26 protein-coding genes are annotated in these 24,476 nt (G+C 63.3%); 11 read left to right on the plus strand and 15 right to left on the minus strand.

The annotated features are described in order from the left end of the window. Positions 1-2: 2 nt before the first annotated feature. The 6 genes from ASB58_RS13320 to ASB58_RS13345 all read right to left on the minus strand — a co-directional run bounded on the left by ASB58_RS13320 (position 3) and on the right by ASB58_RS13345 (position 6,127). Positions 3-1,232 carry a spore maturation protein gene (locus ASB58_RS13320; protein WP_118131205.1) on the minus strand — a complete coding sequence of 410 codons (1,230 nt, stop codon included), beginning with the start codon at positions 1,230-1,232 and terminating at the stop codon, positions 3-5. A 6-nt stretch (positions 1,233-1,238) separates the two neighbouring features. Next, positions 1,239-2,126 carry an N-acetylmuramoyl-L-alanine amidase gene (locus ASB58_RS13325; protein ID WP_118131206.1) on the minus strand — a complete coding sequence of 296 codons (888 nt, stop codon included), beginning with the start codon at positions 2,124-2,126 and terminating at the stop codon, positions 1,239-1,241. Further along, positions 2,123-3,829, minus strand: a complete 1,707-nt coding sequence (locus ASB58_RS13330; protein ID WP_118131207.1) for a GGDEF domain-containing protein — start codon at positions 3,827-3,829, stop codon at positions 2,123-2,125. The genes ASB58_RS13325 and ASB58_RS13330 overlap by 4 nt, the downstream gene beginning before the upstream one ends. A 51-nt stretch (positions 3,830-3,880) precedes the next feature. Continuing rightward, positions 3,881-4,690: an endonuclease/exonuclease/phosphatase family protein gene (locus ASB58_RS13335; RefSeq protein ID WP_118131412.1), complete on the minus strand. Its 810-nt coding sequence runs from the start codon at positions 4,688-4,690 to the stop codon at positions 3,881-3,883. Positions 4,691-4,741: 51 nt separating this feature from the next. After that, positions 4,742-5,380: a thiol:disulfide interchange protein DsbA/DsbL gene (locus ASB58_RS13340; RefSeq protein ID WP_096005239.1), complete on the minus strand. Its 639-nt coding sequence runs from the start codon at positions 5,378-5,380 to the stop codon at positions 4,742-4,744. A 138-nt stretch (positions 5,381-5,518) separates the two neighbouring features. After that, positions 5,519-6,127 carry a c-type cytochrome gene (locus ASB58_RS13345; protein ID WP_096005240.1) on the minus strand — a complete coding sequence of 203 codons (609 nt, stop codon included), beginning with the start codon at positions 6,125-6,127 and terminating at the stop codon, positions 5,519-5,521. Between the two features lie 305 nt (positions 6,128-6,432). On the opposite strand from ASB58_RS13345, the gene yihA reads away from it, so the two are divergent. After that, positions 6,433-7,071: a ribosome biogenesis GTP-binding protein YihA/YsxC gene (gene yihA, locus ASB58_RS13350; RefSeq protein ID WP_118131208.1), complete on the plus strand. Its 639-nt coding sequence runs from the start codon at positions 6,433-6,435 to the stop codon at positions 7,069-7,071. A gap of 395 nt (positions 7,072-7,466) precedes the next feature. Here the strand turns inward: yihA and polA are convergent, their stop codons facing one another. Continuing rightward, positions 7,467-10,208 carry a DNA polymerase I gene (polA, locus tag ASB58_RS13355; protein ID WP_118131209.1) on the minus strand — a complete coding sequence of 914 codons (2,742 nt, stop codon included), beginning with the start codon at positions 10,206-10,208 and terminating at the stop codon, positions 7,467-7,469. 132 nt (positions 10,209-10,340) lie between these two features. Between polA and ASB58_RS13360 the strand changes: the two genes are divergently transcribed. The 4 genes from ASB58_RS13360 to ASB58_RS13375 all read left to right on the plus strand — a co-directional run bounded on the left by ASB58_RS13360 (position 10,341) and on the right by ASB58_RS13375 (position 13,171). Further along, the gene (locus ASB58_RS13360) at positions 10,341-10,565 is read left to right on the plus strand and encodes a DUF2782 domain-containing protein (protein ID WP_235827309.1); all 225 of its coding nucleotides are present in this window, start codon (positions 10,341-10,343) and stop codon (positions 10,563-10,565) included. A gap of 8 nt (positions 10,566-10,573) precedes the next feature. Continuing rightward, positions 10,574-11,527, plus strand: coding sequence for a homoserine kinase (locus ASB58_RS13365; protein ID WP_118131210.1), 954 nt, complete (start codon positions 10,574-10,576; stop codon positions 11,525-11,527). Between the two features lie 77 nt (positions 11,528-11,604). Further along, entirely contained in the window at positions 11,605-12,396 is a 792-nt protein-coding gene (locus ASB58_RS13370; protein ID WP_118131211.1) for a peptidoglycan-binding protein, read from the plus strand. Between the two features lie 76 nt (positions 12,397-12,472). Then, complete coding sequence (locus tag ASB58_RS13375) at positions 12,473-13,171, plus strand: P-loop NTPase family protein (RefSeq protein ID WP_118131212.1); 699 nt, start codon at positions 12,473-12,475, stop codon at positions 13,169-13,171. Positions 13,172-13,205: 34 nt separating this feature from the next. Here ASB58_RS13375 and ASB58_RS13380 read toward each other — a convergent pair whose 3' ends face one another. Next, entirely contained in the window at positions 13,206-14,669 is a 1,464-nt protein-coding gene (locus tag ASB58_RS13380) for an NCS1 family nucleobase:cation symporter-1 (RefSeq protein WP_096005247.1), read from the minus strand. Positions 14,670-15,024: 355 nt separating this feature from the next. On the opposite strand from ASB58_RS13380, the gene ASB58_RS13385 reads away from it, so the two are divergent. Both ASB58_RS13385 and ASB58_RS13390 read left to right on the plus strand, forming a co-directional pair. Next, positions 15,025-15,561: a TFIIB-type zinc ribbon-containing protein gene (locus tag ASB58_RS13385; protein WP_118131213.1), complete on the plus strand. Its 537-nt coding sequence runs from the start codon at positions 15,025-15,027 to the stop codon at positions 15,559-15,561. Between the two features lie 92 nt (positions 15,562-15,653). Beyond that, positions 15,654-16,157: a metal-dependent hydrolase gene (locus ASB58_RS13390; RefSeq protein WP_118131214.1), complete on the plus strand. Its 504-nt coding sequence runs from the start codon at positions 15,654-15,656 to the stop codon at positions 16,155-16,157. A 50-nt stretch (positions 16,158-16,207) separates the two neighbouring features. On the opposite strand, the gene ASB58_RS13395 is transcribed toward ASB58_RS13390, so the two are convergent. After that, the gene (locus ASB58_RS13395) at positions 16,208-17,113 is read right to left on the minus strand and encodes a zinc ABC transporter substrate-binding protein (RefSeq protein ID WP_118131215.1); all 906 of its coding nucleotides are present in this window, start codon (positions 17,111-17,113) and stop codon (positions 16,208-16,210) included. 105 nt (positions 17,114-17,218) lie between these two features. Here ASB58_RS13395 and ASB58_RS13400 point away from each other — a divergent pair, with 105 nt between their 5' ends. Genes ASB58_RS13400 through znuB form a run of 3 tightly spaced genes read left to right on the plus strand, consistent with a single transcriptional unit; the run spans position 17,219 to position 19,252 of the window. After that, positions 17,219-17,713: a Fur family transcriptional regulator gene (locus ASB58_RS13400; RefSeq protein ID WP_118131216.1), complete on the plus strand. Its 495-nt coding sequence runs from the start codon at positions 17,219-17,221 to the stop codon at positions 17,711-17,713. After that, positions 17,710-18,474 (plus strand): zinc ABC transporter ATP-binding protein ZnuC, encoded by a 765-nt coding sequence (gene znuC, locus ASB58_RS13405; protein WP_096005337.1) that lies wholly within the window; start codon positions 17,710-17,712, stop codon positions 18,472-18,474. Before ASB58_RS13400 ends, znuC begins: the two co-directional genes overlap by 4 nt. Then, positions 18,467-19,252 (plus strand): zinc ABC transporter permease subunit ZnuB, encoded by a 786-nt coding sequence (gene znuB, locus ASB58_RS13410; RefSeq protein ID WP_096005252.1) that lies wholly within the window; start codon positions 18,467-18,469, stop codon positions 19,250-19,252. The genes znuC and znuB overlap by 8 nt, the downstream gene beginning before the upstream one ends. A 47-nt stretch (positions 19,253-19,299) precedes the next feature. Here the strand turns inward: znuB and ASB58_RS13415 are convergent, their stop codons facing one another. Genes ASB58_RS13415 through ASB58_RS13435 form a run of 5 tightly spaced genes read right to left on the minus strand, consistent with a single transcriptional unit; the run spans position 19,300 to position 23,297 of the window. Continuing rightward, entirely contained in the window at positions 19,300-19,929 is a 630-nt protein-coding gene (locus ASB58_RS13415) for an SCO family protein (protein WP_096005338.1), read from the minus strand. Further along, on the minus strand, positions 19,926-20,831 hold the full coding sequence (gene cyoE / locus ASB58_RS13420) for a heme o synthase (protein WP_118131217.1): 906 nt from the start codon (positions 20,829-20,831) through the stop codon (positions 19,926-19,928). The genes ASB58_RS13415 and cyoE overlap by 4 nt, the downstream gene beginning before the upstream one ends. A gap of 24 nt (positions 20,832-20,855) precedes the next feature. Beyond that, positions 20,856-21,941, minus strand: a complete 1,086-nt coding sequence (locus ASB58_RS13425) for a COX15/CtaA family protein (protein WP_118131218.1) — start codon at positions 21,939-21,941, stop codon at positions 20,856-20,858. A 3-nt stretch (positions 21,942-21,944) separates the two neighbouring features. Then, complete coding sequence (locus ASB58_RS13430) at positions 21,945-22,544, minus strand: redox-active disulfide-containing membrane protein (RefSeq protein ID WP_147336838.1); 600 nt, start codon at positions 22,542-22,544, stop codon at positions 21,945-21,947. Between the two features lie 27 nt (positions 22,545-22,571). Then, positions 22,572-23,297, minus strand: coding sequence for an SURF1 family protein (locus tag ASB58_RS13435; protein ID WP_118131220.1), 726 nt, complete (start codon positions 23,295-23,297; stop codon positions 22,572-22,574). Positions 23,298-23,349: 52 nt separating this feature from the next. On the opposite strand from ASB58_RS13435, the gene ASB58_RS13440 reads away from it, so the two are divergent. Beyond that, positions 23,350-23,562 (plus strand): twin transmembrane helix small protein, encoded by a 213-nt coding sequence (locus ASB58_RS13440; RefSeq protein ID WP_118131413.1) that lies wholly within the window; start codon positions 23,350-23,352, stop codon positions 23,560-23,562. Positions 23,563-23,586: 24 nt separating this feature from the next. On the opposite strand, the gene ASB58_RS13445 is transcribed toward ASB58_RS13440, so the two are convergent. After that, positions 23,587-24,474, minus strand: coding sequence for a cytochrome c oxidase subunit 3 (locus ASB58_RS13445; protein ID WP_096005257.1), 888 nt, complete (start codon positions 24,472-24,474; stop codon positions 23,587-23,589). Positions 24,475-24,476 lie beyond the last annotated feature (2 nt).

The raw sequence follows: 24,476 nt of genomic DNA on the forward strand, positions 1-24,476 counted from the left end.
TGTCAGCCAAAAAACCAGTAGCAGACGCCGATGGCCGTCAGCATGCCGGCCAGGTCGGCCAGCAGCGCGCAACCCAGTGCGTGGCGTACGCGGCTGATACCGATGGCACCGAAGTAGACGGCGAGCACGTAGAAGGTCGTCTCGGTACTGGCCTGGAAGGTCGCGGCCAGCTGGGCGGGGAAGCTGTCGACGCCGAAGGTGTTCATGGTTTCGATCATCATGGCGCGTGAGCCGCTGCCCGATAGCGGTTTGATGAAGGCGGTCGGTAGCGCATCGATAAAGCGGGTGTCCCAGCCGAGCCCTTCCGCCAGCCAGCGAATGGCGTCGAGTATCGCGTCGAGCACCCCGCTGGCGCGCAGTACGCCGACGGCGACCAGCATGGCAACCAGAAACGGTAGCAGTGAGATGGTGACTTCAAAACCCTGCTTGGCGCCTTCAATAAAGCTGTCGTAGACGTTGACCTTGCGCAGGGCTGCGATCAGCAAGAAGGCGATGACGATACCGAACAGGGTGAGGTTGCCGACCAGTGTGGAAGTGGCCGCCAGCGCCTCGGCCGACAGGCCGGCGAGGGTGGTCAGCAGCAGTCCGAGCGCGGCGGCGCCACCCGCCAGGTAGGCCAGCACAACCGGGTCCCAGAGCTTCAGGCGCTGCATCAGCGCAACGCTCAGCAGACCAACCAGACTGGAGGCGCTGGTGGCCAGCAGGATCGGCAGGAACACCTCGGTCGGGTCGCTGGCACCTTGTTGGGCGCGGTACATGAACACAGTGATCGGTAGCAACGTGAGCGACGAGGTGTTGAGTACCATAAACAGGATCTGCGCGTTGCTGGCGGTCTCCTTGCTCGGATTCAGGCTTTGCAGCGAATGCATCGCCTTGATGCCGATGGGCGTGGCGGCGTTGTCCAGGCCGAGCACGTTGGCAGCAAAGTTCATGGTGATGTGGCCCAGCGCCGGGTGCCCTGCCGGCACCTCCGGCATCAGTCGGCGAAACAACGGGGTGAGCAGTCGCGCCAGCTGGTTGATCAGCCCGGCGCGCTCGGCAATATTGAGAAACCCCAGCCACAGGGTCATGGTGCCGACCAGTACCAGAATGATGTCCACGCTCAGCCGCGCCATATCGAACAGCGCTGTCACCAGGCGGCTGAACACCTCGGCGTCGCCCAACCCCAGCCATTGCCAGAGCGCGGCAGCAAAGGCACTGATGAAAAAGCCGAGCCAGATCCAGTTCAGCATGCCTGATCAGTCCGCCGCGGTGCAGGGTGGCAGCCGTGGACTGAGCTGAGCCTGATCGGGCTGATACCACTGAGGGGCGGGGTCATTGAGCAGCTCGCTGCCCTGCTGCGGCACCAGTGCAGCGAGCAACGCGGCGGTCTCGCTGTCGGGCAAGCCGTCAAAGCGCGCCGGGCGAAAGCGCATCTGGAAGGCGGCAATCACGTTGCGCGTGGCCTCATCCAGGCTGCCATGGGCCGGGACGGCGTAGCCCCAACGCTGCAGGCCCTGCTGGAACCAGGTCACCGAGGGAACGCGTCCCATCAGCCAGTGGCGCATGACCTCGGCGCGCTGCGGGTCAACGCGGGTGGCCAGGCCAGCCGCTTCGAGCTGCGCCCAGGGGAACAGCGGGCCGGGGTCGACCTTGCGCTGTGGCGCGACATCGCTGTGGCCGAGGATGGCTTCTGGCGGCAGCTGGTGGCGTTGCTGGATGCCCTTGAGCAGGCTGATCAATGCATCGATCTGCGGTTGCGCCCAGGGGTGCCACTGACGGCAGGTCGGAGTGTCGGTGTAGCCGGGTTGTACCATTTCGATGCCGATGGTGCTGGCGTTCAGCCAGGTGCGGCCTTGCCAGCTGCTGTCGCCGGCATGCCAAGCGCGGCGGTTTTCGTTCACCAGTTGATAGATCACCGGTTCACCATCACTGATCAGGTAATGACTGCTGACGTCGCCCTGGGTCAGGCTGAACAGCGAGCGCGCGAAACCCGACGAGGTGTAGTGCAGCACCACGTACTGCACCCGGCTGTCCTGACTGCGGGCCTGGTAACGGGTGTCGATGGCGGGGCCGGTGGTGCAGCCTGTCAGCAGGGCTGCGGACAGAGCCAGCAGGGTGCGTAAACGAGGGAATAGCAGACTCATGACGTTGCGGCGTGCACCACTCGGTTGCGGCCCAATTCCTTGGCCTGATACATCGCCTTGTCGGCGCGATCAAAGGCGCTGTCCAGCGAGTCGCCCCGGGTGAACTCGGTGAAGCCCAGGGAGATGGTGACCGGCACCGGCTCGCTCTTGAAGTGGAAGGGCGTGCCTTCGATACCGCTACGCAGCTCTTCCAGGGCGACGATGCCCTGTTCCGGGCTGACGCCGGGCATCAGGATGACAAATTCCTCGCCACCAAAGCGCCCGATAAAGTCGGTCTTGCGCAGGCGCCGAGACACTTGCTGGGCGATCAGGCGCAGCACCTTGTCGCCGGCCAGATGGCCAAAGCGATCGTTGATCGATTTGAAGTGGTCGACGTCCAGCACGACCAGCAGCAGGCGGCCACCGTAGCGTTGCCAGCGTTCAAACTCTTCGTCCATACGTTGCTGCAGGCCGCTGCGGTTGGCCAGGCCGGTCAGGCTGTCGATCAGCGCCTGCTGGCGTTGCTCCTCAAGGTGGTGGCGGAAGGTCTGTGCCTCTACCTCCATGGCCTGGATACGCTCGACCATGGTGCTCAGGCGTTCGGCGACTTCGCTGTCGCGCGCCTCGCGCAGCTCACGGGCCTTGTCGATATTCTCCAGCAGCGAGTTCAGCCGGGCTTCAACGTTGGCCTTGAGTGAACTCAAATCGTCGGCATCGCGCACGCTGTCATTGAGCACCTGCACCTGGCCGCGAATGGTCCCGCTGAGTTCGCGCTCGGCGTCCAGCGAGCCGCTGTAGCTGTTCTGGGCTTCTTCCAGGTTGCCCTGGAACTGGCTCAGGCGCTCATTGAGTTGCAGCAGGTAGCGCTCAAAGTCGGCCTGGCGGCTCTGCTGGGCGCCCAGCACCAAGTCGCACAGGGCGTCGAGGGCGGCGGTCAGTTCATACCAGTTGAGGCCCTTGCTGACCTGCTCGCGCAGCCGGTCGCGGGCTGCTTGCTGGGTTTCCAGTACCTGCAGTTCGCTCAGCAGACGCAGCAGAATCGATTCGATATGGGCCGCCAGCTGGGAAAAGTGCTGCTCCTCGCCGCTGATATTGCTGGCGCTGTCGGCGGGCTGCTCTTGCTCTTGCTCTTGCTCTGGTGGCGGTGAGGCGACGGTGTTGTCCTGGGCCGCTTGCTCGGCGGCGGGGGCTGCTACCTCATCGTCGCTGAGCGGGCCTGCCTGGAGCTCTGCGCGCTGCTTGCGACGCAACAGGCGGGACCAGAGACCGCTGCTGCTTTGCTCTTCGCTGTGCTGCAGGGCTTGCTGTTGCAGTTGCTGCAACTCACCCAGCAGCGAGGGCAGTTTGCGTGGGAGTTCGGCAAGCTCACCGAGCTGACGCTCGAGCGCGCGCAGTGCGCGGGCCACCTCGCGCGGGGGCTCACACTCCTGCAGCTGTTCGATCAGTTTGTGCACTGCCTTGCTGGTGTCGCTGGAGGCTTGCTGACGGTTCTGGTCGGCAGCCAGCACGGCTCGCTCAAGGTCGGGCAGCAGCTCGCCCAGCAGGTGCGCAGGCGCGTCCGAGCGCAGGGCGCGGCGTAGCTCATTCAGCCGTTTGTCCAGCAGCGGGTCGATGCCCGCAGCCGCGATACTGACGCGCACCAGGCCACGTTTCAGCAGCTCGGTCTGTTCCTCAGACTCGAAATAGCGGGAAGAGCCGTGGGTGTTAGGCTGGGTGTCCGACATGATGGCTCCGGGGTTGATTCCCAGAGATTATAGGGTATGTGGGGTGGCTGGCTAGCTTTGACAGAGGCTGGTTGGCAGTTTGATATGCATGGCGACGGGCAGATGGTCGGAGATGGCTTGCGGCAGCACGTCGACCCGATCGATCTCCAGGCTGGGGCTGATGAGGATATGATCCAGCACGCGTGCCGGCCGCCAGCTCGGGTAGGTGCCCGGCAGGTCTGGTGCCTGCAGGTTGGCGCCCTTGAGCGGCGAGTGTTCCAGCAAGTCCTCGGCGTGGGTATTCATATCGCCCATCAGCACTACATGGCGGTGATCGGCGATGCGCTCGCGCACGTAGGCCAGCTGGTTCGCGCGCCCTTTGGTACTCAGTGCCAGGTGCATCATGACCACCAGCAGCGATTCTTCGCCCTGGCCGAATTGCGTCAGGATGGCGCCACGGCCCGGCAGGATGCCCGGCAGCTTATGGTCTTCCAGCAGGTCAGGCGCGTAGCGGCTGAGCAAGCCGTTGGAGTGCTGGGCAAAGCGCCCAAGGTTGCGGTTGAGCTGCTGATACCAGTAGGGGAAGGCCCCTTCGCGGGCCAGGTGCTCCACCTGATTGACGAAGCCGGAACGCAGACTGCCGCCATCGACTTCCTGCAGGGCGACCAGATCAAACTCGTTGAGCAACTGCGCTACGCGCCCCAGCTGCTGCTGGCGTCCGGCGTGGGGCAGCAGATGCTGCCAGCTGCGGGTCAGGTAGTGGTGATAGCGCTGGGTATTGATGCCGACTTGGATATTGAAGCTCAGCAGGCGCAGGACATCGGGCAGCGGCTGCCGGTCGTTGGCGCAGTGTTCATTGGTGCGCAGCTCTCCCGGGGCCATGTGACCCCGGGTGGTGCGGCGACCATTGATGTTGCCGACCGAAAGCATGGATCAGCCCTGGGTGGCCTGACGTTCCTGCTCGATCAGGTATTCGGCAATTTTCATCATGTTTTCGTAGCTGCCGGCCATCTGGCCTTCGATACGGTATTTGCCGTTGATGATCAGGCAGGGTACACCGGTTGCGCGGTACGAGCGGGCCAGGCGGGTGGCCTGATCGATGCGGCTCTTCACGCCGAAGGAGCTCCATGCCTTGCGGAACTCGTCTTCAGTGATGCCGTAGGCTTCAAGGAAGTCGATCATGGCGTCTTCATCTTCCAGGCGGTTGTTCTGCTTGTGAATCGCGTTGAAGACGGCGTCGTGGGTCTCTTCCAGCTTGCCCAGGCTGTCCAGGGTGTAGAACAGCTGGCCGTGGGTGTTCCAGGCGCCACCGAACATGGCCGGTACCGGACGGAAGACCACGTCGTCGGGGAGGGTCTTGCTCCACTCGGTGACCATCGGGTTCAGCGTGTAGCAATGCGGACAGCCGTACCAGAACAGCTCTGCCACCTCGATCTTCTCCGGGTCGGCGGTCGCGGCCGGGGTCGGTAGGACGACGTAATGCACGCCAGCCTGGTAGGGGGCTTCCTGGGCCTGGGCCAGAGCAAAGCTGCCAAGCAGCCAGATCAGGGCAACGCTGAACAACGCACGCATGTAGAACTCCAAAACGGGGTGATGACGGATGTGAGACCCGACAGTAGAACAAAGATTCCGTGATTACCAGATACAAAGCGTGCGGGCACAAAAAAGGGCAGCCGCTGGCTGCCCTTTATTTGTTACAAGCGCTTACGCTTAACGCAGGCCCTGGATATAGGCGGAAACCGCTTCGATATCCTTGTTGCTCAGGCGGCTGGCAACGGTGCGCATGATGGCGGCGTCACCGTCGTTGGTGCGGTTGCCTTCACGGAAGTCGGTCAGCTGCTTGGCAGTGTAGGTGGCGTGCTGGCCAGCCAGGCGCGGGTAGGAGGCCGGCGGGTTACCCTTGCCAGTCGGAGAGTGGCAGCCAGTGCAGGACGGCAGACCGGTGTCCAGATTGCCGCCACGGAAGATGGCTTCGCCGCGTTCGGCCAGGGCCGGATCAGCAACGCCCAGCGTCATGCTCTGGGAAGCAAAGTAGGCAGCGATGTCTGCCAGGTCCTGCTCGTTCAGTCCGTCCAGCATGCCGGTCATTTCGACGACGACGCGACGACCTTCCTTGATATCAGTGATCTGCTTGAGCAGATACTGTTCACCCTGGCCAGCCAGCTTGGGGAAGTTGGGGGCTGGGCTGTTGCCGTCTGCACCGTGACAGGCGCCACAGACGGCGACCTTGCCCTGACCGGCTTCTGCGTTGCCCTCAAGAGCGTGCGCGCTCGTGGCGACACCCAGGGTCAACACCAGACTAACGAGTAATTTATTCATCGGCTAATCCAATAACGGCTAAAAGAAAACGTGTTGGCTTTGCCTGCTGTCCGGCCTTGATGACCGCGTTATCCAGCGCAGGCTACCTTGATTTTGTGCTCATGCTAGCGGCGCACTGGCCCCGGTGCAATGGCTGAAATGCCGCACCCTGGACCACAGCCTGACCGGCAGGCCTCTTTTGAGCCTGACACGAGCCGAGGCAATTGGTCAGTGCTTCCCACAACCGCCGCATTATATACTAAGCGGGCCGCAAACGTGAACGTCATCAGTGTCCGGCCTGTTGCGCCGGCTTCAATGGGAATCCCATGTCCTCCAGCACCCCTCTCGTCTCCCTCTGTCAGCAGGCTACCTTCATCAAAAGCGCCAGCCTGGTGTCCCAGTGCCCGCCCGATCTGGGGCTGGAAGTGGCTTTTGCCGGCCGCTCCAATGCGGGTAAGTCCAGCGCCCTCAATACCCTGACCCACGCGCGTCTGGCACGCACGTCCAAGACGCCGGGGCGTACGCAGCTGATCAACTTTTTCCGGCTGGATGACGAACGTCGCCTGGTGGATCTGCCCGGTTACGGCTACGCCAAGGTACCGCTGGAGCTGAAGGCGCACTGGCAGCAGCATCTGGATGCCTATTTGACTGGACGTCAGAGTCTGGTCGGACTGGTGCTGGTGATGGATCTGCGTCATCCGCTGTCGGATTTTGACTGCATGATGCTCGAGTGGGCGCGCAAGAGCGACATCCCGGCGCATGTGCTGCTCAGCAAGGCCGACAAGATGGCCTTTGGCGCGGCCAAGAATGCGCTGCTCAAGGTTCAGACGCGGATGCGCAAGGAACTGGGCTCCAATGCCAGCGTCCAGCTGTTCTCCTCGCCCAAGCGCATGGGCATTGATGAGGCCCACGGGCGGTTGGCGCAGTGGCTGTTCCCGGCAGAGCAAGACGGTGGCGAAGGCTAGAGTCTTTGGCTGATCAACGGCCGCCGGCAGGCGGGTGAGCGCAACCGCATCAGACCCTGAATGTCAGGCAAAAAAAACCCCGAGCTTCTATGGGGAGGGAGGCTCGGGGTTAACTAACCGGGCTGTGCTAGGAAAGGGAGTGCCCGGTTTTTCTGCCAACACTAAATCACATCTAAGGAGCATGAATGGCTCTCAAGCCGTTCATAAGGTCTGACCGGGTAGGTTCGGGATAAGTTCAAAAAAAGTTTTAGATGGGTTGGTTATGAAAACGGCAGCGCTTAGGCGCTGCCGTTTTCAGCGGCAAGCTTCAAGCCGCAAGTTAAACCCGCGCAAGGTCGAATGTTGCGGGTTTAACTTGCGGCTTGAAGCTTGCAGCTCGGCCCAAAGGGCCGCCGCTAGTGCGCCTCGTCCCAGTTATCACCCACTCCTACCTCAACCACCAGCGGCACGTCGAGTTCGGCGGCCTGGGCCATGTGCTCCTTGAGGCCCTGGGTGACGGCGTCGATCTGGTCTTCACGTACTTCCAGAACCAGTTCGTCGTGTACCTGCATGATGACGCGGGCATCCAGGCTGCTGTCGTTCAGCCAGGCTTCTACCTTGATCATCGCGCGCTTGATGATGTCGGCGGCGGTGCCCTGCATCGGCGCGTTGATGGCGGTGCGTTCGGCGGCCTTGCGCATGGCCTGGTTCTTGGCGTGGATTTCCGGCAGGTACAGGCGGCGGCCGAACAGGGTTTCGACGTAACCCTGCTCGCTGGCTTGCTCGCGGGTCCGTTCCATATAGCTGAGTACGCCCGGATAACGCGTGAAGTAGCGGTCGATGTAGGCCTGGGCCTGTTTGCGGTCGACGCCGATCTGCTTGGCCAGGCCGAAGGCGCTCATGCCGTAGATCAGGCCGAAGTTGATCGCCTTGGCGCTGCGGCGCTGGTCGCCGGTGACCTCGTCCAGCTCGACGCCGAACACTTCGGCAGCGGTGGCGCGGTGGACGTCCAGATCGTGCTTGAAGGCATCCAGCAAGCCAGCGTCCTGAGCCAGGTGCGCCATGATGCGCAGTTCGATCTGCGAGTAGTCGGCCGCCAGCAGCTTGTAGCCCTTGGGGGCGACAAAGGCCTGGCGGATGCGCCGGCCTTCGGTGGTGCGGATCGGGATGTTCTGCAGGTTAGGGTCTGAGGACGACAGTCGGCCGGTGGCAGCTACCGCCTGATGATAGGAGGTGTGAATGCGTCCGGTGCGCGGGTTGATCTGCTCCGGCAAGCGGTCGGTGTAGGTGCTCTTGAGCTTGCTGACGCTGCGATACTGCATGATCACCTGCGGCAGCTCGAAGCCCTGTTCGGCCAGTTCGGCGAGCACCGCTTCGGCAGTCGAGGGCTGGCCCTTGGCGGTTTTCGACAGCACCGGCAGGCCCTGCTTTTCATACAGAATGGCACCCAGCTGCTTGGGTGAGCCGAGGTTGAACTCCTCGCCCGCCAGCTCGAACGCCTGGCGCTCCAGCGCCACCATCTTCTCGCCCAGCTCGATGCTCTGCTGGCCCAGCAGCTTGGCGTCGACCAGTGCACCGTTGCGCTCAATACGCGCCAGCACCGGCATCAGCGGCATCTCGATCTCTTGCAGTACGCGCGCCAGCGAGGTCTGTGGCTGCAGCTTGGCCCACAGGGTCTGGTGCAGGCGCAGGGTCACATCGGCATCTTCTGCGGCGTAGGGGCCGGCCTGCTCTAGGGCGATCTGGTCAAAGGTCAGCTGCTTGCTGCCCTTGCCGGCGATCTCTTCGAACTTGATGGTGCCCTGGCCCAGGTACTTGAGCGACAGGCTGTCCATATCGTGACGGGTAGCGGTGGCGTCCAGCACGTAGGACTCGAGCATGGTATCGAAGGCCACGCCCTGCACGCGGATGTCGTAGTGGGCCAGTACGTTGATGTCGTACTTGGCGTGCTGGGCGACCTTGGCCTTGGCCGGGTCTTCCAGATAGGGCTTGAGCGCGGCGAGTACCTGATCGCGGTCGAGCTGGTCGGGTACGCCCATATAACTGTGGGCAACCGGGATATAGGCGGCCTCGTGAGGCTGGACCGCCAGCGACACGCCAACCAGCTCGGCACGCTGGGCGTCGATGCTGGTGGTTTCGGTATCGAAGGCGAACAGCTCGGCAGCCGCCAGCTTGCCGAGCCAGCGCTCGAAGTCGGCCTGCTCGGTAATGATTTCGTAGTGGTTCTGTTGCGTTTCGGCGGGTTCGTCGGCACTGCCGGCCTGACCCTCGGCCTTGGCTTCGCGCAGCAGATCGTCGAGCCAGCTCTTGAACTCCATTTCCCGATACAGCTCGATCAGCGCTTCACGGTTGGCGGCGCTGGGCTGCAGCGCGTCGACCTGTACTTCCAGTGGCACGTCCAGCTTGATGGTGGCCAGCTGGTAGGAGAGGTAGGCCATCTCCTTGTGCTCTTCGAGCTTCTCGGGCAGCTTCTTGGCGCCGCGAATGGCCAGTTCCGGGACCTTGTCCAGGTTATTGTAGATCACGTCCAGACCGCCGCCGACGCCGGTCAGCAGGCCCAGCGCGGTTTTCTCGCCCACGCCGGGAACACCGGGAATGTTGTCGACCTTGTCGCCCATCAGCGCCAGGTAGTCGATGATCAGTTCCGGGCCGATGCCGAACTTGTCGTGTACGCCCTGAATGTCCATCACCGTGTTGGTCATGGTGTTGACCAGGGTGATGTGGTCATCGACCAGCTGAGCCATGTCCTTGTCACCGGTGGAGATCACCACGGCGCGGCCGGCGTCGGCGCTCTGGCGCGCCAGGGTGCCAATCACGTCATCCGCTTCCACGCCATCGACGCACAGCAGTGGCAGACCCAGCGCGCGCACGGCGGCATGCAGAGGCTCAATCTGCGAGCGCAGATCATCCGGCATCGGCGGGCGGTGCGACTTGTACTGCTCGAACATCTCGTCGCGGAAGGTCGGCCCTTTGGCGTCGAATACGACCGCGATCGGGCTGTCGGGATACTGCTTGAGCAGGCTTTTCAGCATGTTCAGCACGCCTTTCACCGCGCCGGTCGGCTGCCCCTTGCTGGTGGTCAGTGGTGGCAGCGCGTGGAAGGCGCGATAAAGGTAGGACGAACCGTCCACCAGGACGAGGGGTGTGGAGTCTGTCATGCGTCAGGTCAACAATTCCGGAGCCAATGGGGCTAGAATGAGGGCATCATTCAGGCAAAGGACAAGACTACCATGATTCGTAGAACGGGCTTTGGATTGGCCGCCGCGCTGTTGTTGGGCAGTGCTTCGGTCATGGCGCAGGACGCGGTACCGGGCGACCCTGAGGTGACCATCCGTCAGGAAGGCGACCGCACTGTGGAAGAATACCGCGTCAACGGTTTTCTCTATGCCATCAAGGTTATCCCCACCAGCGGCGCGCCCTATTACCTGGTGGCGGTAGATGACGACGGCAACTACGTGCGCTCAGACCAGCCCGAGGGGCTGCGTATTCCCTCCTGGAAGATCTTCGAGTGGTGACCTGAGCCGTGTCTGTGTTTACCCCGCTGGCGCGGGCTGAGCTGGAAGACTTTATTGCCGGTTTCAGTCTGGGCCGGCTGGTTGACTACCAGGGCATCGACGGCGGCAGCGAGAACAGCAATTTCTTTGTCAGCTGCGAGGGCGGTGAGTTTGTGCTTACCCTGGTAGAGCGCGGCGATCCGGCGGCATTGCCGTTTCTGGTCGAGCTGCTGTCCTGTCTGCAGCAGGCCGGGCTGGCGGTGCCCTATGCGGTGGCTGATCGCAGCGGTCAGTGTCTGCATCAGCTCAAGGGGCGTCCGGCCCTGCTGCAGCCCCGGCTGGCCGGTGGGCATGTCGGTCAGCCGGACGCCAGCCACTGCGAAGCGGTTGGCGCCTGGCTGGCGCAACTGCACCAGGCGACTCGCGATACTGCGCTGGCGCGGCCGGACGAGCGCGGTGTGGACTGGATGCAGGATCAGGCGCGGCAGCAGTTGCAGCAGCAGGCTGGCCCGCTGGCCGAAGCGCTGGAGGAGCTGTTGCAGCAGCTGGTGCACTGGCGACGACAGGACCCGGGTCTGCCGCGGGCGGTACTGCACGCGGACCTGTTCCGTGACAACGTGCTGTTTGACGGCCACCATCTGAGTGGTGTGATCGATTTTTACAACGCAGCCAGTGGCTGGATGCTGTACGACGTGGCCATTGCCGTCAACGACTGGTGTCTGGGTGACGATGGTGCCCTGATGCCCCGCCGGGTTCGCGCCCTGCTCGCCGGGTACGCGGCGCGACGTCCGTTCACCGCTGCTGAAGCCGAGTGCTGGCCGGCCATGTTGCGTCTGGCGGCACTGCGCTTCTGGCTGTCGCGGCAGATTGCAGCCGAGGAGTTTGCCGGGCAGGACGGCGTGCTGGTGAAAGACCCGCAGCACTTTGCCCGCCTGCTGCTGCAGCATCGGGTAGTTGCTGTTGGGCTGCCGCTGGCGCTCTAGGTGATAGCAGCTAATCTGGTTAGGCATTAACCCAGCGGCGTCGTCAGGCAGTGCCGTTGCCTAACGGAGCTGCCACCATGATTCCCGTCGACGGAGCCTTTATCCTCGCTGTTTCTCCCCGTTTTTCCGGCGCCCGCGCGGACGCTCAGCGCCGCATCGTCGGCGACATATCCGCCGCCTTTGCGCCGACCCTTGCCCATTACGGCATCGACTCCCGCCTGCGTATCGCGCATTTCATGGCGCAGGTGACCCACGAGTGTGCAGGATTCCGCACTACCGAGGAGTTTGCCAGCGGCGCGGCCTACGAGGGCCGGCGCGATCTGGGCAATACCGAGCGCGGCGATGGGCGGCGCTACAAGGGGCGTGGTCTGATCCAGCTGACCGGGCGGGCCAATTATCGGCAGATGGGCGAGCGCCTGCGCTTGCCCTTGGAGGCCGAGCCGGCGCTGGCCGCCGAGCCGCTGACCTCGCTGAAGATTGCCTGCGAGTACTGGCAGACCCGGCAGATCAACAACGCGGCTGATCGTGACGACCTGATCCGTGCCACCCGGCTGGTGAATGGTGGCCTCAACGGTCTGGACGACCGGCGTCAGTACCTGCAGAAGGCCAAGACCGCGCTGGCGGCCATGGAGGGATTGCGGGTGTCGCAGCTACAGGGCGGCACCTCGGTGGCCCTGCGCCGAGGCTCTTTTGGTGATGCCGTGCAGGCGCTGCAGGAGTTGCTGGTCGGCCGGGGTTATCGGTTGTCGATTGACCGCGACTTTGGCCCGGCGACCGAGCTGGCGGTCATGCAGTTCCAGCAGGCGGCTGACCTGCTGGTGGATGGCATCGTCGGCGAGAAAACCTGGGCGGCGCTGCGCAGCCGCTAGACGTCACAGTCCGGACGCATTGCTGGCCTATATTTCGCATTGGATTTTCTTTCCCAGCCCTGCACAGGACGCGTTCATGAGTACCATTCACTTCGTCGGTGGCGAGAAAGGCGGGGTCGGCAAGTCGGTCGTTTCGCGCTTGCTGTCCCAGTACTTCCTCGACAACGGTCTGCTGTATGCCGGCTTCGATGCTGACCAGTCCCACGCCACCCTCACCCATTACTATCCCGAGTTCACCCAGCCGATTGTGCTGGACGACTTCGAGAGCATTGATCAGTTGATCGAGATGGCCAGCGAGGATGATGAAAAGCAGCTGCTGGTGGACCTGCCCGCGCAGAGTCAGCGCTTTCTGGATCGCTGGCTGGAGGACAGCGGAGTACTGGAGATGTGCGATGAGCTGGGGGTCAATACGCTGTTCTGGTACGTGGTCGATGGCGGACGGGACTCGGTCATGCTGTTGCGCACCTTCGCCCAGAAGTACGGCGCGCTCATGCCCTGTGTGGTGGTCAGAAACCATGGCTGCGGCAGTGACTTCAGCGACATTGATCAGGTGGTGGCGGAGGCGGCGGCGCCCCGGTTGCTGGCGGTGGTCGATATTCCCGAGCTGCACGTCGGCACCCTGCACCGCATCGACAAGCTGGCCCTGAGCTTCTGGTCGGCGATCAATCAGAAGAGCAGTACTGGTGCGCAGTTGAGCATGATGGAGCGTCAACGCACCAAGGTGTGGCTGCGCAAGGCCAGCCAGTCCATCGAGGTGGCCCTGCAGCGTTTGTAGCCAGGCGCCGGGAGAACCCCGGCGCGGGTTCGGTCTAGCTCTGGCGCGGGGACGCCTGCAGCACGGGCGCATTGCGCATCAGCAGGTAATGCAGCACGGCGCCCATCAGCGCGCCCAGGAGCCAGGCGTAGCCGTGCAGCTGGCTGACCGCCGGCACCCAGACCGAGGCCACCGAAAATACCGAGGCCACGGCAAAGGCAATCAGCGCCTTGCGGTTCCAGCCGCCGTCAAAGTAGTAGGCGCCCTGCTCGCGCGCGCTGAACAGATCCTGCAGATCCAGCTGCTGTTTGCGGACCAGGTAGTAGTCGGCCACGATGATGCCATACAACGGTGCCAGGATGGCGCCCAGGGTGTCGACAAAGGCGGCGATGCCGACCTCACTGATGAAGGCAACCCAGAGCGCACCGATGAAGAACGCGATGGCCGCGGTGATGAAGCCGCCGGTGCGGGCGCTGATGCGTGACGGGGCCAGGTTGGCAATGTCGTAGGCGGGCGGAATGAAGTTGGCCACCAGGTTGATGCCTACGGTCGCGGCAAAGAAGGTCAGTGCGGCGATGATGGTCAGCGTCAGGCTGTCGACGCGGGCGACGATATCGGTCGGGTTGGTCAGGGTTTCGCCAAACACCACCACGGTGCCGGCGGTGATCACCAGCGCAATCAAGGAGAAGATCGCCAGGCTAACGGGCAGGCCCAGCAGGTTGCCCTTGGTCATCTGCTGCTCGTTTTTTACGAAGCGCGCGAAGTCACCGTAGTTGATCACCACGGCGGCGAAGTAGGCCACCATGGTGCCAACCACCGCAAAGAAGGCGGCGACCGGGCCTGCGGCGTACTCGCCACTGCCCGCAAAGATGCTGCCCAGCTCGTTCAGCAGACTGGGTCCTGCCTGATACCAGATGATCAGCATCAGCGCGATCATCACCACATACACCAGCGGGCCGGCCCAGTTGAGGAAGCGGGTAATCCACTCCATCCCGCGTACGAACAGCAGTACCTGAAAGGCGCAGACCAGGCAGTAGGAGACCCAGCCGATAGCGGTCATGCCAAGAAAGGTGCCGGCATCTGCCGGTGAGTCCAGTAGGGCGTTGAGCAGCAGCGCTACCGCGGTAGAGGCGAAGTAGGTCTGCACGCCATACCAGAAGATCGCCACGATGCCGCGCACCACCGCGGGGAAGTTGGCACCGCGAACCCCCATGCTGGAGCGCGCCATGACCGGAAACGGGATGCCGTACTTGACGCTCGGCTTGCCGGTCAGCTGCACCAGGCCCATGACGATAAAGCCCGCCAGTACGATACCGGCGAGCACCGCCCAGCCACTCAGACCATAGGAGATGAACAGGGTCGCAGCCAGGGTATAGCCGAACAGACTCTGAATATCGTTGGACCAGACGTTGAAAATCTCGAACCAGCCCCAGCTGCGCTTGCCCGGCGGCAGCGGTGCCAGGTCTTCGTTGTGGAGCGACGGATCGATGTCGCGGATCTGAAAGTCGTCGTTAGCCATGGGCCTTTCCTTGCGTCTTGTTGTGGGTACCGGGCAAGGCTGCTGAACCTGACAGCCCTCGCCGTTGCGCTTGCACGTTTTGTTCCGCCTTCGCAGCGCAGCCGACACCGGGCCGCCACGACCATCTGCGCTGAACGGTCGCATATTGTGTACAAAAACGTCGTCATTTTGTATTCAAAAATGTAGTGCATGGAAAAAAACGCTACAAATGCGGCTTTCAGAGCGGCAGGCATCTGGCTGCTGCCCAGCTTCGCCCGGGCAACTCAGGCTTGTTGCTATTGCTCCCCAAAGGCTAAGCTGCTGCCCCGAGGAAGCGGCAAGTCGCCGCGTGGTTCAAGGACGGAAAGGTAATCCTATGCAGTGTCCCAAGTGTCGAAATACCCGCCTGCAGGCGAGCAAGGTCGAAGAGGGTTTGCCCGCGATGGGCTGCCCCGCGTGCGCAGGGTCGTTGCTGTCGTTGCTCTATTACCGTGATTGGGTGGAGCGAAACGAGCCGCCGCTGGCGGATGGGGAGGTCGCCACCGAGGTGGTGGAGGAGGCAGACGCCAAGGCCGCGCTGGCCTGCCCCAAGTGCAGCGGCCTGATGACCAAGTTCTCGGTCTCGGGGGCGCTGGCCAGCCGGATTGATCTGTGTGGTCGCTGTGACGAAGCCTGGCTGGATGGCGGCGAGTGGCAGTTGCTGAAGTCGCTGGAGCTGGCGCACAAGCTGCCGGCGGTATTTACCGAGCAATGGCAGCGGCGGGTGCGCAGCGAAAAAATGGCCCAGCTCAAGCGCGAGCGCCTGGAGCAGCAGGTCGGTGCCGCTGATGCGGCCCGGGCGGCGGAGATCAAGAGCTGGCTCGCTGGGCATGCGCAGCGCGCTACCTTGATGCAGTTTCTCGCCTCGGACTGAGAGCGTTCAGAACCGGCCGGCAGCTTCGTGGTCAGAGTGCTGTCCGGGCCCTCATACGGCCTGCCCTTTCACTGCCGAACAGGCGCTGGTCCATGCTGATTGCCCATCTGCCGTCTGGTTACATCCTTTCAAGCTATATGTTGTCGCCGCTGCGCCGTACGCCGGTGCGTCCCGTCTGGTTGCTGATTGCCGGTACCCTGGGCGGCATCTTCCCCGACTTTGACATGCTGTACTTCTTCTTCGTTGACCACGGCATGGTCCACCACCACCGCTATGCGACCCATTGGCCGCTGCTCTGGTTGTGTCTGCTGTCGGGCGCACTGGGCTGGTTGGCGCTGTGTCGACGCCTGGCTGCGCCCTGGTTGCTGCTGATGTTCAGTCTGGGCGGCCTGCTGCATGTGGTGCTGGACAGCCTGGCGGGAGACGTCTGGTGGTTCGCGCCATTTGTCGATCAGCGCTATTCGCTGGTCACGGTCACCGCGCGCTATCAGCCCTGGTGGCTCAATTTCATCGTCCACTGGGTGTTTTTGCTCGAGCTGGCAATCTGGGGGTGGGCGCTCTGGCGGTGGCGGCTACGCGGACGCTGGCTGCGTTGAGGTATCGGGCAGCTGGCCGACGTCCGCAGCGGGACGTCGGCCATGCAGGGTCAGAGGCTTTCCAGGCAGCCGCCGAGATTGTCGGTCAAGGTGCTGAGCATGTGCACGTAGCCGTCGGCGCTGGCTGGCGTGTCCGCACCCAAGGGGTCCAGCTGAGCACTTTCGACTGGCAGTCCGGCGGTCAGGCTATTGACCAGGCGCGGGGTGAACTGGGGCTCGCTGAAGACACACGCGCGACCGGCGTCACGCAGCTTGGCGCGCAGCTCGTTGACGTGGCGTGCACCAGGCTGTACCTCGTGTGACAGGCTGAATACATCGCGATGCTTGATTCCCAGATACTCTTCCAGGTACGCATAGGCGTCGTGAAAAACGAAATAGGGCTTGTCCTTGAGTGGCAGAAAGCGCGCTTGCAAGGCCTGCTCCAGCTCGCCCACCTGCTGCTCGAAGTGCGCCAGGTTTGCGTCCAGCTGCGCTTGCTGTTCGGGGTACAGCGGCGCGAGGTCCTGCTTCATCCAGCGTGCCAGGACCAACGCGTTGTCCAGCGACAGCCAGATGTGGGGGTCCAGGCTGCCTTCGTCGTGGTGGTGGTCGTGATGGTCATGACCATGCTCGGCATGTTCTTCCGCATACTCGCGCAACGTCAGGCCGGGCACGTCCATCAGCTCGCGGGCATTGGCGGCGTTGTGCAGGACGTCCTCAAGGAAGCGCTCCAGATTGGGCCCGACCCAGTAAATACGCTCGGCATCCGCCAGTGCGCGGCGGTCTGACGGCCGTAAGGCGAAGGAGTGAGGTGAGGCGCCCGGCGGCAGCAGAACGGCTGGTTCATCGATGCCGTTGAGCAGCGCGGCACTGATCAGTTGTACCGGTTTGATGGTAGTGAGTACCCGACTGTCGGCGAAAGCCGAGCAGGACAGCAGCAAACCTGCGGCCAAAGCCGACAGCAAGCGTAGTAACATGGGGAATTCCTCGAAACGCAAAAGCGTTATATGATAACAGGTCATTGACCTCTGAACAGTCCCTGTCGCCAATTGGTGCCGGGGCGCAGCCAGCGAGGCAGCCCGATGAGCCACCCCCCCCACCTTTCCGACCCTCAAGCACCGCACAACCACGATCACTGCGTCAGCCATGCCCTGCAGGCTGCAGAACAGGTGTGTACCCGTGAGGGTGTGCGTTTTACCGCGTTGCGCAAGCGGGTGCTGGAGTTGGTCTGGCAAAGCCACAAACCGCTTGGCGCCTATGACATTCTGGACACCCTGTCCCGTGACGACGGCCGCCGCGCGGCACCGCCGACGGTCTATCGCGCGCTGGACTTTCTGCAGGAGCAGGGGCTGGTGCACCGTATTGCGTCGCTTAACGCCTTTATCGGTTGCCCCAGCCCGGAGCACCGCCATCAGGGGCATTTTCTGATCTGTCTGGGGTGCCACGTGGCCATCGAGCTGGAGGAGTCGGGCATCAGTGAGGCGATCGCCAGTGCGGCTGCGGCGCATGATTTTGTCGCCAGCAGTGAAACTGTTGAAGTGAGCGGGTTGTGCGCGCGTTGCCGGGCGGCGGCATGAGCGACGCGTTGTTGTCGCTGCGGCACGTCAGCCTGCGGTTGAACGAGACTGACGTGCTGGAAAACGTCAACCTGAGCGTTCAGCCTGGCGAGATTGTCACCCTGATCGGCCCCAACGGCGCAGGCAAGACCAGTCTGGTGCGGGTGGTGCTTGGCCTGCTCAAGGCAACCAGCGGCGAGGTGCGTCGGCGGCCGCGTCTGCGCATCGGCTACATGCCGCAGAAACTGCAGGTTGATCCGTCGCTGCCGTTGACGGTACTGCGCTTTTTGCTGCTGGTACCGGGTGTGCGGCGGCCGGCGGTGGAGGCGGCGCTGGTCGACGTGGGCGCCGAGCATTTGCTGGAACGGCCGCTGCAGCAAGTATCCGGTGGTGAGCTGCAACGTATCCTGCTGGCGCGTGCGCTGTTGCGCGAGCCCGACCTGCTGGTGCTGGACGAGCCGGTGCAGGGCGTCGATGTCAATGGCCAGATCGAGCTGTATCAACTGATTACCCGGCTGCGCGACCGCTATGGCTGTGGCGTGCTGATGGTTTCTCATGACCTGCATCTGGTGATGGCCACGACCAACACCGTGGTGTGCATCAACCGACACGTCTGCTGCTCCGGGCATCCGGAGCAGGTCAGCACCGACCCGGCCTTTGTCGCCATGTTTGGCGAGCAGGCCAGCGCCCTGGCTGTCTACAGCCATCACCACGACCACGGCCACGATCTGCACGGCGAAGTGGTGCCCCACGAACACGGACCTGGTTGCAAGCATGCCTGATTTTCTGCTGTACGCCCTGTTGGCCGGGCTGTCGCTGGCGCTGGTGGCCGGCCCGCTTGGCTCCTTCGTAGTCTGGCGGCGCATGGCCTATTTTGGCGACACCCTGTCCCATTCGGCACTACTCGGCGTGGCGCTGGGCATGTTGCTGGATATCAATCTGACGGTGGCGGTGACGGTGGGCTGCGTGCTGATCGCGGTGCTGCTGGTCGCCCTGCAGCACAAGGAGTGGCTGGCCAGCGACACCTTGCTGGGTATTCTTGCCCACAGCACCCTGTCGCTGGGGCTGGTGGTCCTGGCCCTGGCAGAAAACATGCGGGTTGACCTGATGGCCTACCTGTTCGGCGACTTGCTGGCCATCACCTCAAGCGAGCTGGCGTGGATGATCGGCGGCTTGCTGATTGTACTGGTGCTGATGGGGTGGCTCTGGCGCAGCCTGATGTCGATCACGGTGCATGAAGAGCTGGCGCGGGTTGAGGGGCTGCCGGTCACGGCTATCCGCCTGGCATTGATGTTGCTGATTGCGATTGTCATCGCGGTGGCGATGAAGGTGGTTGGCGTACTGCTGATCACCTCGCTGCTGATCATTCCGCCGGCGGCAGCGCAGCGCCACGCCCGTACGCCGGAGCAGATGGCGTTGGGGGCCAGCGTGCTGGGCATGCTGGCGGTACTCGGCGGGCTGGCATTGTCCTGGGAGCTGGATACGCCGGCGGGCCCCTCGGTGGTTGTCTGCGCGGCCGCCTTGTTCATGCTGGCGCTGGCGATTCCACGCCGCGCCTAGTCGAACAGGGGCTCTCGGCAGGCCGGTGAGCGGAGCGGCAACAGACCCTACTGCTCCGCCATGATGCGGGGCAGCCACTGGGCCAGCTGGTCGATGTTCAATGGCGGACGGATGAAGCCGGCATAGCGCCCCTGAGGGTCGACGATCACCACCTGACCACTGTGGTCGACCAGATAGTTTTCGTTGCTGGTGTCTGGCTCGATATAGGCGATCGACAGCGCCTTGGCCAGGGTGGCGAGCTGATCGCTGTCACCGGTGGCGCCAGCAAAGCCGGCGTTAAAGAAACTCAGATAGCTTGCCAGCTGCTCCGGTGTGTCGCGGTTTGGGTCCACGCTGACCAAGGTGACCTGCAGCTGGGTCTGGGTTTGTTCAGGCAGTTTTTGCATCAGCTGGCGTAGCTCGGCCAAGGTGGTCGGGCAGATATCCGGGCAAAAGGTGTAGCCGAAGAACAGCAGATCCCACTGGCCGTTCAGGTCATCCAGCCCCCAGGGCTGATCGGCAGCAGAGCGCAGGCTGACCTCGGGCAGGGCGCGCGGGCTGTCGAACAGATAGACCCCGGCTTGCTGCAGGGCGTTGCGGTCCAGCGGCGCTGGACGGGTTACCTTGTTGACCACGGCGCCAACCACCAGCGCAATGCTTGCCACACATACCAGAACGGTTTTCTGTACCCCGGTCAAAGCCATCCAGCCACCTCGATATAGTGGTCCAGCAGCAGCGCCACAAATAGCCACAGCAGGTACCACAACGAATATTTGAAGGTCTTGATGGCCGCATGTGGGCGGCTGTTGCGCAACAGGGCAATCGCCCAGTCGATAAAGCGCAGGCCCAGCACCACCGCGGCCACCAGATAGAGCGGGCCGCTCATGTGGATCACAAAGGGCAGCAGGCTCACGGCCAAGAGCATAAAGGTATACAGCAGAATATGCAGCTTGGTGTACTGCTCGCCGTGGGTGACGGGCAGCATCGGAATGTTGACCTTGGCGTACTCGGCCTTGCGGTGAATCGCCAGCGCCCAGAAGTGCGGCGGGGTCCAGGCGAAGATAATCAGCACCAGCAGCAGGCCGCCAGCATCGATCTGGCCGCTCACGGCCGTCCAGCCGAGCAAGGGCGGCGCGGCACCGGCCAGCCCGCCGATGACAATATTCTGCGGCGTGGCACGTTTAAGAAAGGCGGTATAGACCAAAGCGTAGCCCAGCAGCGAGCCCAGGGTCAGCACCGCAGTCAGGGTATTGGTCCAGGACAGCAGCACGGCCAGCCCTGCGCTGCCCAGTAACATGGCAAAGAGCACGGCATTCAGTGGCTCGACGCGGCCCTGGGCCAGGGGGCGGCGCTGGGTGCGGGCCATCTGTACGTCGATACGCCGATCTACCACATGGTTGATGGCCGCTGCGGAGCCTGCGCACAGGACAATCCCCAAGTTACCGAGCAGCAAGGTGCTCCAGGGTACCGCGCTGTCGCTGGCCAGCAGCATGCCGATGGCCGAGGTAATGATCATCAGCGCAACGACCTTGGGTTTGGTCAGTTCCAGATAATCACGCCAGCCGGCCTGTGCCGTTACTGCATGGGTGATGCTAGCCATGGTCCGTCCCCCCTGTCGGTGCGTTTAGCGCACCTGTGTTGTTGTTCTCGCAGTATGGTTGCCAAGTAGTGGGCTTGCCAGTTTGTGCGGTGGTTTGGCGACCAGCCGAACCCGCGCCGGCGTCGGTGCGCGCAGTCGGTACGCGACGGACACGGTACACAGCAGCAGCAACGCCGCCATGCCGTTGTGTGCGACGGCAATCGCCAGTGGCAGGGCCGCCAGCACGTTGGTGATGCCCAGGCTGACCTGTGCGATCAGGGCCAGACTCAGCAGCGCAGCGAGGCCGCGCAGGCGCGACCGCCAGAGCTGCCAGCCCAGCAGCAGTACCACCAAGGTGGTGACCAGTGCGCCTAGGCGATGGGTGAAGTGGATCGCGGTGCGGCCGGGCCCTTCGAGCATGCCGCCGAGGTAGTTCGGGCCTATCTCCTGGTGCAGCAGATTGAAGCCGGTGTGAAAGTCCATCTCCGGCCACCATTCACCGTGGCAGGTGGGCAGGTCGATGCAGGCCACCGCTGCGTAATTGGTGCTGGTCCAGCCACCGAGCATGATCTGCACAATCACCACTGCCAGTGTGACCTTGGCCAGCGTGCGCAGGCGCGTCAGCGCGCGGCTGGGTGTCAGGGCGGGCAGGCGACCGGACAATCGCAACACCAACAGCAACAGCAGGCTCAGGGTCGCGAAGCCACCCAGCAGGTGCGCGGTTACCACCTGTGGCCAGAGTTTGAGTGTCACCGTCCACATGCCGAACAGAGCCTGACAGACCACCAGCGCCAGCAGGCCAAGGCCGAGGCCTGTGGGGTAGTCGGGGTTACGGCGCTGGCTGATGCCGATCACTGCCAAGGTCAGGATGACCAGGCCAAGCGTGCCGGCAGCATAGCGGTGAATCATCTCGGCCCAGGCTTTGAAGGCTTCCACCGGCTCATCCGGGAAGCGCAACTGCGCTGCCTGCAAGGCATGCTCGCTTTGTGGGACGCTGAGAAAGCCATAGCAACCTGGCCAGTCCGGGCAGCCCAGCCCGGCGTGTACCAGGCGGGTGTAGGCGCCGAGAATGACCACTACAAAGCAGAGCAGCAGCGCTGCCAGAGCGAGTGCGTAGCCGGGTTTGCGCATGGCTTAGCCCACCTTGGAGAGTTTCAGCAGACGCTTGAGGTCATCCAGCAGGTTCTTGCCTGGTTGGCTGGCACTGTGATGCAGCACCACGCGGCCCAGCGGGTCGACCAGCCACAGCTGTGGGCCGATCAGCCAGCTGTCGGGCTGGGTCTGCAGGCTGTGCAGGTAGGCGTTGCTGTCAAAGGTGGTGCGCTCCAGGCGCGGAAACTGTGCCTCCAGCGCGGCAACCTCGTCGGCGCGCAGCGCCACCGGAGACGCCAGTACATGGGTCACGCGTTCGGCCTCGCGACCGACCGCCACGTTGATCTGCCTTGCTTCGTGGACCAGCGCCATGCACTGGCGCTCGCAGGCGCCGGTGTGGGTGACCAGCAGGCGCCATGGCGCGCCATAGCCGACCGGCTCCACCGCGAGCTGCCAGTCGCTGGTCTGAATCGCGGGTTCCACCAATGCGGACTTGTTGGCGTGGCCTTTAGGCATGCCAATATCCAGCTCCGCCATCAGCGCTGCCAGCGCAATAGGCCCTACCACGACGCCGATGATGGCCAGCAACTTGAGCTGGCCCCTTGGGCGTGACGGGCGTTGTTCGGATTCGGTCAGGCTCATCATTGTTATTCCCCCGAGATCAACGTGCTATTGAGGCCGAAAACCGGCCCAGAGAAACAGGGCGAGCAGTGCCGCTGCCAGGCTGAACCATTGCACCGCGTAGCCGGTGTGGCGGCTGGCGCTCATGGGTAGCGCCGGCCAGTCCAGCGTCAGTGCGGCGCTGCCGACATTGCTCAGTCGGGCGCTCCAGCCCAGCAGCGGTAGCGCTGACTGCGCGCGCAGGGCATCCAGATCCAGCTGAGCGATCACGCAACTGCGCTGATCCGCGTCACAGGCGCGTCTGCCCGGCCGCCAGCCGGCGCTGCTGGCGGGCAGTTTTTCTGCTTGCAGCTGCAGCCTGCCCGGTGGTGTGCTGATGTGTGGCGGCTGGCGCCGGTCCGGCCAGGGTAGCCAGCCGCGATTGATCAGCAGCCAGTCCCCGCTATCTGCCTGAAAGGCCTGCAGTACCTCGACGCCGGCCTGTCCGTTGCGGGTGCGGTTGTCCAGCAACCAGATGTGCTGTGGGTCGAGCCGACCCTGCAGGCTGAGCGGCTGCCAGTCGGCAGGCGCTTGCCCGCCGAGCTGTGTCAGGGTCTTGGCTGGTGCGTGCTGCAGGGCATCGATGCTGGCCTGCAGTTGCTGTTTCTGATCGGCCCGTTGCAGCTGCCAGACGCCCAGCCCCAGCAGCACCGGCAGCAGACTCAGGGTGAACACCCAGAGTGGCCAGCCCGGCGCGAAACGTCGGTTGGTCACTGCGGCCTCAGACAGCACCATGAGCTGCTCCGGCTATACTCAGGCCGACCATAACAACAATCAGGGGAAGACCATGTGGCTCAAGCTGGTCATCGTGATCTTGCTGGCGCTGATACTGATCAGCCTGTTCAGCGGTTTGTTCTTTTTGATGAAAGACACTGATGGGCGCGGCCGGCTGGTAACGGCATTGAGCGTGCGTATCGGCCTGACAGTGCTGCTGATGGCGCTGATTGCCTGGGGCTTCTGGGCGGGCCAGCTGACCTGGCACACGCCCTGGTTGCATTGACTTGGCAGGCATCATGGGTACCGCTCAGAAGATGTAGACGAAGATAAACAGCCCAACCCAGACCACGTCCACGAAGTGCCAGTACCAGCTGGCGGCTTCAAAACCGAAGTGCTGCTGCGGGGTGAAATGGCCCTTGGCGATGCGGATCAGCATGATGGCCAGAATCAGCGTGCCCATGGTGACGTGGGCGCCGTGGAAGCCGGTCAGCATGAAGAAGGTGGCTCCATAGATGCCCGAGTTCAACGTCAGCCCCAGGTCGTGATAGGCGTGCTGGTATTCCAGTGCCTGCAGCACCAGAAAGACCGTGCCCAGCGCGACGGTCAGGCCCAACCAGGCCTTGGTAGCGCCGCGATTGTCTTTGCGCAGGGCGTGATGGGCAAAGGTGACGGTCACGCTGGAGGAGATCAGCAGCAGGGTGTTGATCAGCGGCAGTTGCCAGGCGCTGATCACCTCGCTGGGACCGGGAAAGGTTTTGGGGTCCGGGTTGATCATCAGCGGCCATTGATAAGTGAAATCCGGCCAGAGCATGTTGGCCAGGCCCTTGTCGCCCTCACCACCGAGCCACGGGCCGGCAAAGGTACGCACGTAGAACAGGGCGCCGAAGAAGGCGGCAAAGAACATCACTTCCGAGAAGATGAACCAGCCCATGCCCATGCGGAAGGAGCGGTCCATCTGCGGGCTGTAAAGGCCCTCGCGGCTTTCCTTCACCACATTGCTGAACCAGCCGAACATCATCCAGGCGGTCAAGAGTGCACCGGCAAAGAACAGCCAGCGGCCCAGGCTGCTGCCGGCTCCGGCGCTGTCGCCGTTCATCATGCTGCCGCCGCCAAACACCAGCAGCAGCAGCGCTATCGAGGCAATGATCGGCCACTTGCTTTGGGCCGGCACATAGTAGGTCTGATGATTGGCCATCT

The organism is Pseudomonas abyssi (genome assembly GCF_003444685.1).
GTDB classification, from domain to species: Bacteria; Pseudomonadota; Gammaproteobacteria; order Pseudomonadales; family Pseudomonadaceae; genus Halopseudomonas; species Halopseudomonas abyssi.